Annotated in this window: 13 protein-coding genes; 7 read left to right on the top strand and 6 right to left on the bottom strand. The window is 65.5% G+C overall.

Going from position 1 to position 13,061, the window contains the following annotated elements; all coding sequences use genetic code 11:
• Positions 1–6: 6 nt before the first annotated feature.
• Complete coding sequence (locus tag FZZ93_RS03465) at positions 7–1,317, top strand: short-chain fatty acid transporter (RefSeq protein ID WP_149320939.1); 1,311 nt, start codon at positions 7–9, stop codon at positions 1,315–1,317.
• 132 nt (positions 1,318–1,449) lie between these two features.
• Positions 1,450–1,959, top strand: a complete 510-nt coding sequence (locus tag FZZ93_RS03460; protein WP_149320938.1) for an acyl-CoA thioesterase — start codon at positions 1,450–1,452, stop codon at positions 1,957–1,959.
• 40 nt (positions 1,960–1,999) lie between these two features.
• Here FZZ93_RS03460 and FZZ93_RS03455 read toward each other — a convergent pair whose 3' ends face one another.
• A complete protein-coding gene (locus FZZ93_RS03455; RefSeq protein ID WP_064699036.1) occupies positions 2,000–2,131 on the bottom strand; it encodes an entericidin A/B family lipoprotein in 132 nt (43 codons plus the stop codon).
• Between the two features lie 275 nt (positions 2,132–2,406).
• Between FZZ93_RS03455 and FZZ93_RS03450 the strand changes: the two genes are divergently transcribed.
• Positions 2,407–2,838: an HIT domain-containing protein gene (locus tag FZZ93_RS03450; RefSeq protein ID WP_187774453.1), complete on the top strand. Its 432-nt coding sequence runs from the start codon at positions 2,407–2,409 to the stop codon at positions 2,836–2,838.
• Here FZZ93_RS03450 and FZZ93_RS03445 read toward each other — a convergent pair.
• Together FZZ93_RS03445 and FZZ93_RS03440 are read right to left on the bottom strand one after the other, a co-directional pair.
• The gene (locus tag FZZ93_RS03445; RefSeq protein ID WP_149320936.1) at positions 2,835–3,200 is read right to left on the bottom strand and encodes a hypothetical protein; all 366 of its coding nucleotides are present in this window, start codon (positions 3,198–3,200) and stop codon (positions 2,835–2,837) included. The genes FZZ93_RS03450 and FZZ93_RS03445 overlap by 4 nt on opposite strands.
• Complete coding sequence (locus tag FZZ93_RS03440; RefSeq protein WP_149320935.1) at positions 3,197–3,748, bottom strand: hypothetical protein; 552 nt, start codon at positions 3,746–3,748, stop codon at positions 3,197–3,199. Before FZZ93_RS03440 ends, FZZ93_RS03445 begins: the two co-directional genes overlap by 4 nt.
• A gap of 171 nt (positions 3,749–3,919) precedes the next feature.
• Here FZZ93_RS03440 and FZZ93_RS03435 point away from each other — a divergent pair, with 171 nt between their 5' ends.
• Positions 3,920–4,393: a Dps family protein gene (locus FZZ93_RS03435; RefSeq protein ID WP_149320934.1), complete on the top strand. Its 474-nt coding sequence runs from the start codon at positions 3,920–3,922 to the stop codon at positions 4,391–4,393.
• Between the two features lie 191 nt (positions 4,394–4,584).
• Here FZZ93_RS03435 and FZZ93_RS03430 read toward each other — a convergent pair whose 3' ends face one another.
• From FZZ93_RS03430 to FZZ93_RS03420, 3 genes are read right to left on the bottom strand one after another with little or no spacing between them, the layout of a single operon-like run.
• The gene (locus FZZ93_RS03430) at positions 4,585–6,012 is read right to left on the bottom strand and encodes a DNA recombination protein RmuC (protein ID WP_149320933.1); all 1,428 of its coding nucleotides are present in this window, start codon (positions 6,010–6,012) and stop codon (positions 4,585–4,587) included.
• 10 nt (positions 6,013–6,022) lie between these two features.
• The gene (locus FZZ93_RS03425; RefSeq protein WP_149320932.1) at positions 6,023–7,489 is read right to left on the bottom strand and encodes an aminoacyl-histidine dipeptidase; all 1,467 of its coding nucleotides are present in this window, start codon (positions 7,487–7,489) and stop codon (positions 6,023–6,025) included.
• Positions 7,490–7,521: 32 nt separating this feature from the next.
• Positions 7,522–9,708, bottom strand: a complete 2,187-nt coding sequence (locus FZZ93_RS03420; protein WP_149320931.1) for a tRNA(Met) cytidine acetyltransferase TmcA — start codon at positions 9,706–9,708, stop codon at positions 7,522–7,524.
• A gap of 317 nt (positions 9,709–10,025) precedes the next feature.
• On the opposite strand from FZZ93_RS03420, the gene dctP reads away from it, so the two are divergent.
• From dctP to FZZ93_RS03405, 3 genes are all read left to right on the top strand, one after another.
• Complete coding sequence (gene dctP, locus FZZ93_RS03415; protein WP_149320930.1) at positions 10,026–11,129, top strand: TRAP transporter substrate-binding protein DctP; 1,104 nt, start codon at positions 10,026–10,028, stop codon at positions 11,127–11,129.
• Positions 11,130–11,211: 82 nt separating this feature from the next.
• Positions 11,212–11,715, top strand: a complete 504-nt coding sequence (locus tag FZZ93_RS03410; protein ID WP_149320929.1) for a TRAP transporter small permease subunit — start codon at positions 11,212–11,214, stop codon at positions 11,713–11,715.
• Positions 11,712–13,040, top strand: a complete 1,329-nt coding sequence (locus FZZ93_RS03405; RefSeq protein ID WP_149320928.1) for a TRAP transporter large permease — start codon at positions 11,712–11,714, stop codon at positions 13,038–13,040. Before FZZ93_RS03410 ends, FZZ93_RS03405 begins: the two co-directional genes overlap by 4 nt.
• The last annotated feature ends 21 nt before the right edge of the window (positions 13,041–13,061 follow it).

Here is a 13,061-nt window from a genome sequence, read left to right as displayed (position 1 = left end):
AGCACCATGCTCAAGTCACTGTCGCGCCCAGCGGTCAAACTGGTCGAGCGGTATCTCCCCGATCCTTACATTTTCGTGCTGCTGCTGACGGTGATCGCCGCCGCCGCCGCCATCGCCGTCGAGCGCCAGACGCCCCTGGCCGTCCTGCGCTTCTGGGGCGATGGCTTCTGGAATCTGCTGGCGTTCTCGATGCAGATGCTGCTGGTGCTGGTCACTGGTTTCATGCTGGCCAGCTCGCCCCCGATCAAGCGCCTGCTACAGCGCCTTGCCGGCCTGGCCAACAACGCTGGCGCCGCCATCGTCCTGGTAACCCTGGTGTCGCTGGCCGCCAGTTGGATCAATTGGGGCTTCGGTCTGGTGGTGGGCGCGTTGTTCGCCAAGGAACTGGCCCGCCAGATCCGCGTTGACTATCGCCTGCTGGTCGCCAGCGCCTACTCGGGCTTCATCGTCTGGCATGGCGGGCTGGCCGGATCGGTACCACTGACCATCGCCACTGACGGTCATTTCGCCGCCGAACAGATCGGCGTGATCGGCACCTCCGAGACTATCTTCTCACTGTTCAATCTCGGCATCGTGGTGGTGCTGTTCATCGCCATGCCGCTGATCAACCGCATGATGCTGCCCGACGAAAAGGACAGCGTGTACATCGACCCGAGCCTGTTGCACGAGGAAGATACGCGACGCGTACGCATCACCCGGCCGGCAGAGCGCCTCGAGAACAGCGTGACCCTGGCTTGGCTGGTGGGCATTCCGGGGCTGCTGTTCCTGCTCGACCACTTCGTGCTGCGCGGCGGCGGCCTCAACCTCAATGTGGTCAACTTCCTTTTCCTGTTCCTGGCCATCGTTCTGCACCGCACGCCCCGCAGCCTGCTAGAGAGCCTGCACGAGGCGATCAAGGGCGGCGCCGGCATCGTCATCCAGTTTCCCTTCTACGCCGGGATCATGGCGATCATGGTGCAATCTGGCCTGGCCGAGACGCTCTCGGGCGCGCTGATCTCACTGGCCTCCGAAGCCTCGCTGCCCTTCTGGACCTTCATCAGCGCCGGCATCGTCAACATCTTCGTGCCCTCCGGCGGCGGCCAGTGGGCCGTGCAGGCGCCGGTCATGCTGCCGGCCGCCGAGGCCCTGGGCGTGGACATTCCTCGCGTGGCCATGGCCGTGGCCTGGGGCGATGCCTGGACCAACCTGCTGCAACCCTTCTGGGCCCTGCCTGTTCTCGGCATCGCCGGTCTCAAGGCCAAGGACATCATGGGGTTCTGCCTGGTCCAGTTGCTGCTGACGGGCGTGATCATCGCCGCCGGCCTGACCTGGCTCTAGCGGCGCCTGATTGACGGCGGGCCCCAGCTGTTGGTGCCATGAATCAACGCATGGCATTCGCGGGGCTCGCCTTGTCCCCATCGCGTCGGCAAGGCGTTATGCTGGAGGCAACCTCCACAAGAGACCCTGCAAATGACGGAACATGCACTACCCGGTCAGCACGAACTCACCATGACCGTGCTGATGACCCCCGACATGGCAAACTTCAGTGGCAAGGTCCATGGCGGCGCCATCCTGAAGAAACTCGACGAGGTCGCCTATGCCTGTGCCAGCCGCTATTCGGGGAGCTATGTCGTGACACTGTCGGTGGACCAGGTACGCTTCAAGCAGCCGATCCATGTCGGCGAACTGGTGACCTTCCTGGCCAGCGTCAACCACGTGGGGCGTTCGTCCATGGAAGTCGGCATCAAGGTGATAGCCGAGGACATACAGAACAAGCTGATCCGTCACACCAATAGCTGTTACCTGACCATGGTCGCGGTGGACGAGGCAGGCAAGCCGGCCCGCGTTCCACATCTGGAACTGAAAACGCCGGTACAGCAACTGCGGTACGAAAAAGCAGCCTTGCGCAAGAAGCTGCGCAAACAGGCAGAAGAAGAGGAAGAGCGTCAGACCCAGGCGGCCCATGACGCCAGGCAATGAACCATGGCCCGGCAAGGCCGGGCCATGGTGAAGGCATACGTCAGGAAGAGGACTCCTGGATGGCCTCGCCGCCTTGTTCGATGTCTTGACCGACACCGCGCACGGTGTTGCATCCGGCCAGCAGCGACAGCGTGAACAGGGTGATCATCATCAGAGAAAGGGTCCGTTTCATCGGGCTCTCCTTGTTACGGCTGGGTAGGGGAAACGACCGTCGAGGCACCCGGCCCCTCTGACATGGCGGCGCCATGCCGCGCCTCGCTGTGTTTCCGGGTCGGGATGCGACGCCTTTAATCTAGCAGGATCGAACGCCTGGCACAGCCCCTTTGAGCGATCCCCACGCCCTATTACCTTCGCCCTATCACCTTCACCCTATCACCTTCGCCCCATCCCCCTCGCGAGGGGGCTATGGCATGCTGGGTACATACCGACGACGTCAAGGAGCCCTTCATGCCGGATTTCGAACCGGACGCCCGCCTGGTCGACGACACTTATCCCGTCACCGAACTCCCGCTCTGTCAGTTGCGACTGATGGACGATGCCCGCTTCCCCTGGCTGGTGCTGGTGCCGCGTCGTGCTGGCGTCAGCGAAGTCATCGAACTCGACGAGGCCGACCAGCGCCAGTTCTGGCGAGAAGCGACCCTGGTGGGAAGCGTACTGAAGCAGTGCCTGTCGGGCGACAAGCTCAACATCGCCACCCTGGGCAATGTGGTCGCTCAACTCCATCTGCATGTGATCCTGCGTCGCCATGACGATGCGGCCTGGCCGGCGCCGGTCTGGGGCCATGGCCAGGCCACACCCTATGACCTGGACGAACTGGCCACCATGCGCGACCTACTGCTCGCCGAGCTGGAAGCCATCGATTGGGAAACCGCCACCTAGAGCCCACTACCCAGCCGCGAGCGCAGCGTCATCAACCAGGGTTCGAGCAGGTCCGGCGGCAGGGGATAACCACCTCGCAGGGCCGTCATCTCGACCCGGCTACCGCGCTCGGCAGGCTGTACCTCGAGGCGAACCCGGTAACCGGGCCAACGCCCGAGTATAGCCTCGACACGTCCCAGGTCGGCGTCGGCGTGGCGAATCACATAACCGCTCTCCATCAGCAGGGCCATGGACTCGTCCAGCACCTCGACCACCGAGCCCGGCACATTTCCCGTGGCGGGTTCGGCGGGCGCGGGTGGCGCCATGCTCGCGCAACCTCCCAGTGTCACCGTCAAGACGAACCCCAGCAGCCAACGTCTCATGACGACGCCTCCACGGCGGTGATCGCATCGCGCAGCTCGTGACAGAACGCCGCGTCGCTGGCGGTGCGCGTTTGCCGCAACTGGCCGCGCCAGTCATAAAGCTGCACGTCGCGCGACACCCTCACCGACTCGCTGCCGACCACCACCGAGACACGTTCGATCCGGGTCGCTTCCTCGGAGGACCAACCTCCACCGCCGAAGCCGATGCCCAGCCCCATGCCGGATGACATGCGGCCTCCACTGCCCCCGAACAAAAAGCCGCCGAGGCGCGGCTCGGGGTCGACGGAATTGTGGTAGATCGTGCGCTCGGCACGCTCGGCGCTGACTAGCCCCAGGGAAGTATCGGTATCGCGCACCAGGAAATCCCGGTTCTCCAGTGCCTCGACCACCCGCACCAACGTCACGGGTGGCGTATCTGCCGCCACCGGCCATTGGCAAGCGGCAGCGGGCGCCGGCTCGGCCTGCGGCATGTAGGTAGGCGTCGCCTGACAACCGGCCAGGGCCATGAATGGGGCCATCAGCCAGGCCTTCCAGTATCCGCTAGCCATGCGCATCACTCCTTGGTGTCTCTGCAACAGTTTAGCAGCCACCCCACTTGAAGCTCTGCAACGTCGCCCGCATGTCATCAAACAGCGCTATGGTGGCCATGCAGGAAATTCTTTTCACGGCCGCCGCCCCCAAGCCTATACTGGCCCAACACGAATCAAGGAGGCATTCGCATGAGCGACACCAACAGCATCGGCCTGCATTCAGGCAGTGCCAGCCAACTGGCCGAACGGCTCAACGCCCTGCTGGCCAACTACCAGATCTTCTACATGAACGTGCGCGGCTATCACTGGAACGTGAAGGGCGAGAACTTCTTCGAGCTGCACACCAAGTTCGAGGAGTTCTACACCGACCTGCTGACCAAGGTCGACGAGGTCGCCGAACGTATCCTGACCCTCGGCCATCAGCCGGTGCATGCCTACAGCGACTACTTCCGCCTTGCCAGCATCGAGGAAGAGAAGAGCGTTCATGACGGCGAAGCCTGCGTGCGCGGTGTGGTCAAGGGTTACCAGACGCTGATCGAGCTGCAGCGCGAGCTCCTGTCGCTGGCTTCCGACGCCGACGACGAGGGTACGTCTTCTCTGGTCAGCGATTATATTCGCGAGCAGGAGAAGACGATTTGGATGTTGAACGCCTATCTCGGCTGAGGAAGCACTGATTTATTGTTGCGCTCGATACCCTGACCGCCGGCGGTACTCATAATCCTCATTTACGATCAGTAAACTGCGGTTATTCCGTTCCGGCGGCGGCCAGCCTATCGTCGCTCACGACATAAAGCAGCACTTCCTGTATCCAAAAGGTTCGGGGAACACGATTTCCCTGGATCCGGTCTCGACCATCACCGGTCTTGATCATCGTCGCCGCCTTTCGGGGCGGCGTCGTTGCGTTCGGGGGATGCCTCCGGCGCTTCGCCGTCGGCGGCACGCACCAGGTCGTCGGGCAGCGGTTTCTTCATGCGTACGCCCAGGCGCTCGAGTTCGCGGGCCTGGGCCACCAGGCTGCCCTGCCCCGTCGACAACCGCCGCATGGCGCGTCGATGGCTGTCTCCGGCGCGTTCTAGGTGCCGCCCTACCTCGTTCAGGCTCTCGACGAAGCCACTGAACTTGCCCAGCAGGCGCTCGGCACGCTCGCCAATCAAGCGGGCGTTTTCGTTCTGCCGTTCCAGGCTCCACAGGCCCGCCACGGTACGCAGGCTGGCCAGCAGGGTGGTCGGCGTGACCATCACCACTTGCTTGTCGAAGGCCTCCTGGAAGAGGGTCGGGTCGCGCTCGAAGGCCGCCGCGAAAGCCGGCTCCACCGGTACGAAGAGGAACACGAAGTCCGGGGAGCGCAGCGTCGACAGGTGCGGGTAGTCCTTGGCTGCCAGACCCTGAACGTGCGAGCGCAGCGACTGCAGGTGATCGCGCATCGCCGCTTCCCGCTCGGCCTCGTCCTCGGCGTTGACCACTCGAGTCCAGGCGCTGAGCGATACCTTGGCATCGACGATCAGGTGGCGCTCTTCCGGCAGGTAGATGATCGCATCGGGGCGCCGCCGCCCCTGTTCGTCGTGCAGCGTCACCTCACGCCGGTATTCGATATCGCGGCGCAGGCCACTGCGCTCCAGCACCCGCTCGAGGATCAGCTCCCCCCAATTGCCCTGGGCCTTCTGGTCGCCCTTGAGTGCCCGGGCCAGCCCAGCTGCCTCTTCGCCGAGTTTGGCATTGAGACCGGCGAGCTGATCCAGATGGGCCTTGAGCGAGCCCCGCTCTCGCTGCTCCTGGCCGTGCAGTTCCTCGACGCGCTGACGGAAGTGGTCGACCTGCTCGCGGAACGGCTTGAGCAAGGCTTCGAGGCTCTCGCGACTCTGGGCGCTGTAGGTGCGCTGTCGCTCGTCGAAGACTTGGCCGGCGAGTTGGTGGAATTCGTCCTTGAGGCGCTCGCGCGTCTCCTCCAGCAATGCCAGTTGCTCGCGGTGCCGCAATGCGGTCTGTTCGCGTTCCGTCTCCAGGCGCGCCGCCCGCTCGCGCTGCTCGGCCAGTTGCCCCTGGGCCTGCTCGAGCGTCGTCTCGACACTGGCCAGCCGCTCCCGACAGCCATCCAATTGGGCGTCACTCTGGGTCAGTTCCTGCTCGAGCCGCGCCACGGCGGCATCGCGTTCGGCCAGGCGGGCACTGACAGCCACATGACGACGGCGTTGGCCGATTCCCCAGGCCAGGCTCACCAGCGCCAGCACGCCCAGCCCGAGCGGCAGCGCCCAGGCGGACTCCGCGAGCCATGCCTCGTTCATACCGCCTCCCTCAAGCTGCCGGGCTCGCCAGGTCCTCGACCAGGGCCCGCAGCATGCCCCAGAACTCCGACACCGAGTCGATCTCCACGCGCTCGTCCGGCGAGTGCGCGCCACGAATCAACGGGCCGAAGGAGATCATCGACAGGGCCGGGTACTTGGCGCCGAGGATGCCGCACTCAAGGCCTGCGTGGATCACCTTGACGGCCGGATCCACCCCCAGCCGGTCGCGGTGAAGGGCGCAGAAACGTGCCAGCAGCGGGCTATCGGGCGCCGGCGTCCAGCCGGGATAGGCATTCTCGACCCGGGTGCGCGCACCGATCAGATCGAACAGTGCGTGGAAGCGATCGGCGATGTCGACACAGGCGCTGTCGCGCAGCGAACGCACCAGGGCGCACAGGTGAAAACGCCCGCCTTCCAGGCTCACTACGCCAAGGTTGTTGGAGGTTTCCACCACGCCCGGCACGGCGGTGCTCATGCGCTCGACGCCACAGGGCGCCACATGCAGGGCATTGATCAGCAGGCGACTGGCATCGTGGGTCAGGGCCGTCGCATCGTCGGCGTCGCCGGGGCTCAGTGCCAGACGCAGACCATCATCGACTCCGGCCAGCTCGTCGCGCAACACCTCCTCCAGGGCCGCCAGGCGCATTTGCGCGGCGTCCAACTCCTCGGCGGGCAACGCCAGGGTGGCGAAGGCCTCGCGCGGCAGGGCATTGCGCAGGGTGCCGCCGTGGTAGTCGACCAGGCGCGCGTCGCACTCCTCGAGGCGACGCAACGCCCGCACCAGCAGGCGATTGGCGTTGCCACGCCCCTTGTCGATGTCGAGGCCGGAGTGCCCGCCGGTCAGGCCGGTCAGGGCGAGGTGCATCAACACTTCGTCTTCATTCAGCGCGGTGGTGGGCAGCTGTGCATCCACCAAGACATCGGCACCACCGGCGCAGCCGATGTAGACCTGGCCACGGTCCTCGGAGTCGAGGTTGAGCAGGATCTCCCCCTCGAGCCAGTCTTCCGCCAGGTTCAAGGCACCGCCCATAGAGGACTCTTCCTCCAGGGTGAACAGCGCCTCGAGCGGACCGTGCACGAGGTCGTCGTCCTCCAGGATCGCCAGCGCCGCCGCCACGCCCATGCCATTGTCGGCCCCCAGGGTGGTGTCCCGCGCATGCAACCAGCCGTCCTCCACATAGGTCGCGATGGGATCGCGGGTGAAGTCGTGGGGGTGATCGGCGTTGGCCTGGGCGACCATGTCCAGGTGCCCCTGCAGGATCACGCCCGGCGCCTTCTCGTGGCCGGGACTGGCCGGCTTGCGGATTCGCAGGTTGCCGAAAGCGTCGCGATCGTGTGCCAGGCCGAGCTCATCGGCCCAGGCTTCGAGGTGCGCCACCAGGGCCGCTTCATGGCCGGAAGGACGCGGGGTGTCGCACAGGGTGCGGAAATGGCGCCACAGCGGGCGCGGCGCGAGTTGCTCGAGATGTGAGTTCATGGCGCTTCTGTATCGTGATTGACCCGGAGACTCTACCGACCGTCCTCATTCTTGGAAAGGTTAGCCGCTTCGAGCCACCTGGCGACACCGCGCCGCCGCCAGGCATCGACCTGCCGGGCGCCGCTGAGCGACAGCCGCCGGGCGAGCCAGTCGTCGGCACGTCCCTGAAAGGCCCAGGCAGCCAACATGGCCAGCTCGGGGTCGCCCTGGCCATGCGGGGCAACGGCAGCAATCAGCGCCTGCATGGCCGGCCTGGCCATGGCCGGGTCGCGATGTCCGTAGGCCACATCGTCGAGGTCCCGGCGGTCCTCTAGCGACAGCGATTCGGTGGGGCGCTCGCCGAGCAGCGCCAGCGCCACCAGCGGTTCGAGTTCAGACAGCTCGAAGGCCAGCAGGCTGGGCAGTTGCCGATGGAAGCGATGTATCAGGCGGGCCACCAGGGCTCCGCCCTGGTCACTGAGCGGTCGCACCATCATCAAGGCGTGCTCGCCAGTGGACGTCTCACGGGTCAGGCCAAGGCGCACCACTCGGAATCCCTGGGCCTGCCAGAAGGCCAGCAACCCCGGCTCGGCGCCGAAGCTCGCCCCGAGCAGATCGATGCCCTCCGCCTCGGCATCGGCCAGCTCGGCCGCCAGCAAGCGCGCTCCCAGGCCCTGACGACGACACTGCGGCACCACGGCGATGCGCAGGATGCGGCGAAGTCGAGCCGTCAGTGCCTCACGCTCGCCGGCATGAGCTGCCAGCGACTGGGCGAGCAGGTGTCCACGAGGACGCCGTTCGCCACGCGCCACGCGCTCGGCAAGTTCGACGTCGAAGCCGCCCTCGTCGCTGGTGACCGCCACCGCCGCGACGCCAGCATCGCCCGACAGGCTGGCGATGCGGGTCGCCGGCGCATCCAGCAGCCGTCGCAGGTCCCCTGGCGTGGTGCGGTAATGGGCCTGCACCAGCAGCCCGAAGATGGCGCGCAGGCGCGGCTCGTCGACGGCCAGGGCACGACGAGACTCGCGCTGCCGGCTCACTGTCCCCGGCTGGCCGCTATCGCTGCTATCCGGCTCCGCATCGAGCATCAGCAGGCGCGAGGTCAACGCCTCCAGGGGGTCGCCCTCGGCCCAGCGCACCGGGGTGGCCAGATGAACCTCCCGCCAATCCGGCGCGACGCGGGTCAGTTGCTCCCGGAAACGCAGCGCGAAGCCACGCCCCGCGCCCTCGTAGCCGTGCACGGTGGTGGCGAAGGCGATACGCGGGAAGGCCTCGAGCCAGCCGCCCAGCAGCCCGGCGGGAATCGCCGCGGCCTCGTCCACCAGCAGCCAGCGCCCCGCACCGCCAGCCTCGCCGCGCTCGATCCGCGACTGCAGTTCATCCGGCGCCAGAAAGCTCACGCATCCGCCTTCGACCTCGAAGCGATTGCCCCGACGCGCGCCCTCGGGGCACAGCACCGCCAGTCGCTCGAAGAGCCCCGCCACCGCCGATGGACGCGGCGCCGTGACCAGGATCTCCTCGATGCCTCGCGCCAGCAGACGGGCACAGGCAATTCCCAGGGCCGCCGTCTTGCCGCGCCCCCGGTCGGCGGTGATCACCAACGGGCGGCGGCGACGCAGACTCACCAGCCGCGCCACGGCATCGGCCTGGTCTGGTGTGAGGCACGCCGGGTCCGACGGCGCCGCCGCTTGCCGGGGAGCCAATGCCAGCGTCGGTATCTCCGGCACGGCCTCAGCGGGCCAACGCGCCACCTCCGGTGCATTCGACAGCAGGCTCGACAGACGCGCCAGATAGCGAGACGACAAGCTCTCCAGCGGCCAGGGATGCTCGGCCAGCCGAGCGTAATCGGCGTCGGGCCGCGCGCCCCAGTCGGCGGGCGTCATCAGCACCATCAGCCCGCCGGCGCGCAGGGTGCCGGACAGGGCACCGAACGCCTCGGGGTCGAACCCGGCCCCCGATGAGACCGCATCGAAGACGACCAGGTCCTGCTCTCCGCCGAGTCGGGTCCGCGCCTTGCTCGCCGGCAGCCATGCCGTCGACTCGATGCCCTCCGGCGCTGCGGGGCCGACCCAGAGCGCTGCCCGCCAGGCTTCGCTGGCCCACACTACTTCGCGGGCGCGATCACGACAGCGTTCGGCATCGCCTCTCAGCCAGAGCAGTCCCCGCCAGCGCCGCGTGACGAGCTCCCGATGGAAAGTTTCCAGCTCAGGCGGCGCAGAGGCCTTGTGTACGGGCGGCATGTCGGCCTCCTGGATGAATCAACTTTGGTCTAATAAACCCGGTAATTAAACGCTCGATTGTAGTGCGGCAACGCAACATCAGTCATGCCATAAATGACTCATTTCACTGATATAAAAGACTTTCTTTCGCTTTAATGACATGTGCGACCGCCGCAAAACGGCGTTAAACACGACCATGGTGTACATCGAACATCACGGAAAAGCCATGCTAGCTTGATGACTGCCGCCGTTCCGTTGGTCGGGGATATCGCGGGATGGCAACGTTCTTTGCTGCGTCTCTTCTCGACAACCACAACAAGTCCCAGAGGGAGTCCCTCATGACGACACGCTTCACTCTCACCGGCCTGGCCGCCGGCATCGCCCTGGCCACCCTGGCGACCTCCGCCCAGGCTCAGGAACAGTGGACCATGACCACCACCTGGCCGGACAACTTGGACCTGATCCAGATCGACCGGCATTGGGCCGAGCTGGTCAACCAGTTGGCGGGCGACGAATTGCAGATCGATTTTCGTGCCGGCGGCACCCTGATGCCCGGCACCGAGGTCTTCGATGCCACCGAGACCGGTAGCATCGAGGCCGCCGGCGACTGGCCCGGCTACTGGGCGGGCCGCAGCCCGGCCTTCTCGCCGCTGGCCACCACCACCAGCCTGTTCAATGGCGTCGATTACCTGAACTGGATCCAGCAGTGGGGTGGTTTCGAGCTCTATCAGGAAGTCTACGGCCAGTACAACATGGTCTATCTGCCCTACGGTATCACCAATAACGAATCCGGTTTCCGCGGCGGCACGCCCATCGAGAGCCTCGCCGACCTGGAAGGCAAGCGTCTGCGCCTGTCCGGCCGCGATCAAGGCCGAGTCCTGGAGGAACTGGGCGGCTCCCAGGTGACGCTCGCCGGCGGCGAGATCTATCAGGCCATCGAGCGCGGCGTGGTCGATGGTGCCGAGTTTTCCACCCCCGGCGTGGACTACAAGGCCGGCTTCAACGAGGTCGCCGACTACTGGCTGACGCCGGGGTGGCACCAGTCCGCCAGCGTATTCGGCGTGATGATCAACCAGGATGCCTGGGATGCGCTGTCCGAGGAGACCCAGGAAAAGCTCAAGATCGCCGCCGACGCCACCATGGCCTGGTCGCTGGCCTGGTCCGAGAAGCAATCCACCGAGGGCACGGTGAAGTTCCTCGAGGACGGCACCACCATCAATCAGCTCTCCGAGGAAGACCTGGCCAAGATCCAGGACATCACCAACGAGGTGATCGTGCAGGGCGCCTGCGAGGACCCCATGCATGCCAAGATCTATCACTCGATGATCAGCTACCTCGAGAACTATGCCAACTGGCGTGACGTTTCGGTGCCCTACAACATGAGCCGAGTCACCGACAACCTGCCGGCTCTGGAAGACATCGAAGCCTGCATGGAGCAGTAAACCGCAACGGGAGGGCCTCACGCGGCTCTCCCGTTCCATCGGTCTGCTCTCGTCGACACCGACTTACGCCGGGATCCTCACCATGAATGCCATTGCCAGGGCCATTGATGCCCTCAACGAGGGGTTCGGGCGCCTGATCGCCCCACTGCTCGCCGTGATCACCCTGATCGTGGTCTACGACATCGCCATGCGCTTCTTCATCGGCCGCCCCAGCGATTGGGCTTTCGATGTCACCAAGATGCTGTTCGGCGCCCACTTCATGCTGATGGCCGCCTTTGGGCTGCGCCATCACGCCCACGTGGAAGTCGACGTGCTCAAGCGCCTGCTGTCGCGGCGCAAGCAGGCAGCGCTCGAGATTCTCGGTTATTTGATCTTCTTCGTGCCTTTCATCTGGATGCTGCTCACCTACGGCTGGAGTTTCTTCGAGCGCTCCTTCAGCCGCAGCGAGACCACCTACGGCATCGTGGCCCTCCCCGTCTATCCGGTGAAGGCCGTGATCGTCGTCACGGCTGTACTGATCCTGCTCCAGGCCATCGCCGTCGTGATCCGCGCCATACAGGAACTGCGCAAGGAGGAAGCCGCATGAGCGCCGAGATGCTCACCCTGTTCATGTTCGGCGGCCTGCTGGTCGGCCTGTTCATGGGCCATCCGCTGGCCTTCGTGCTGGGCGGCGTCGCCGTGCTGGGCGCCGTGCTGGGCCCCGGCGTCAAGGTGCTCGGCACCCTGATCAACAACATCTACGGCAACGCCATGGACAACTATGTCCTGGTGGCCATTCCCCTCTTCGTGCTGATGGCGCGCTTTCTCAACGACTCTGGCGTCACCGAGAAGATGTTCGAAAGCATGCGGCTGCTGCTGGCCCGACTGCATGGCGGCCTGGCATTGACGGTGGTCATCGTCTCGGTGCTGCTGGCCGCCACCACCGGCATCGTCGGCGCCTCCATTGCCGTGATGGGCATGATCGCCCTGGTGCCGATGCTCAAGTATTCCTACAACAAGGAGCTCAGCACCGGGGTGATCATGGCCAGCGGCTGTCTGGGCATCCTGATTCCCCCGAGCATCATGCTGATCCTGATGGCCAGCTACTCGCCGGTCTCGGTCGGCGCTCTGTTCGCCGGTGCCCTGGTGCCGGGCGTCATGCTGGGTGCCATGTACGCCCTCTATGTACTGGTGATCTGCTACCTGAAACCCAGCTATGGCCCGCCAGTGCCCGCCGAGGAGCGCGCCGACACCAGCACCGGCGAACTGCTGGGCATGCTCGGCAAGTACGTGCTGCCACCCATGGCGCTGATCCTCGGCGTGCTGGGCTCGCTGTTCACCGGTATCGCCACCGCCACCGAGGCCTCGGCCATCGGCGTGGCCATCGCCTTCGTGCTCTTCCTGATCTTCGGCGATCGCAAGGCCTCCACCTGCTATCGCACCCTGATCGAAGCCAGCAAGACCACCACCATGGTGATGCTGGTGCTGGTGGGCGCCACCGCCTTCACCGGGGTGTTCTCGCGCGGCGGCGGCATGCAGGTGATCAATGACGTGGTCATGGCCATGCCCGGCGGTACCACCGGGGCGCTGATCCTGATGCTCTTCCTGGTCTTCATCCTCGGCATGTTCCTGGACTGGACCGGCATCGTGCTGCTCAGCTTCCCGATCATGCTGCCCATCGTCGAGCAGATGGGCGTGGACATGCTGTGGTTCGTGGTGATGGTGGCCGTGGTGCTGCAGACGTCCTTCCTCACCCCACCCTTCGGCTATGCACTCTTCTACCTCAAGGGCGTCGCTCCCAAGGGCGTCGAGATCGTCGATCTCTACCGGGCGGTGATCCCCTTCTGCGCGCTGATCGTGCTGGCCTGCGTGCTGCTGGCCATCTTCCCCTCCCTGGTGACCGGCCTGCCGGCATTGCTGCTCGGCCACTGACGAACTCGCCGCCCGTCATGC

The sequence above is a fragment of the Halomonas eurihalina genome (assembly GCF_008274785.1).
GTDB lineage: Bacteria > Pseudomonadota > Gammaproteobacteria > Pseudomonadales > Halomonadaceae > Halomonas > Halomonas eurihalina.
This window is presented reverse-complemented; position numbering and strand designations above follow the sequence as displayed.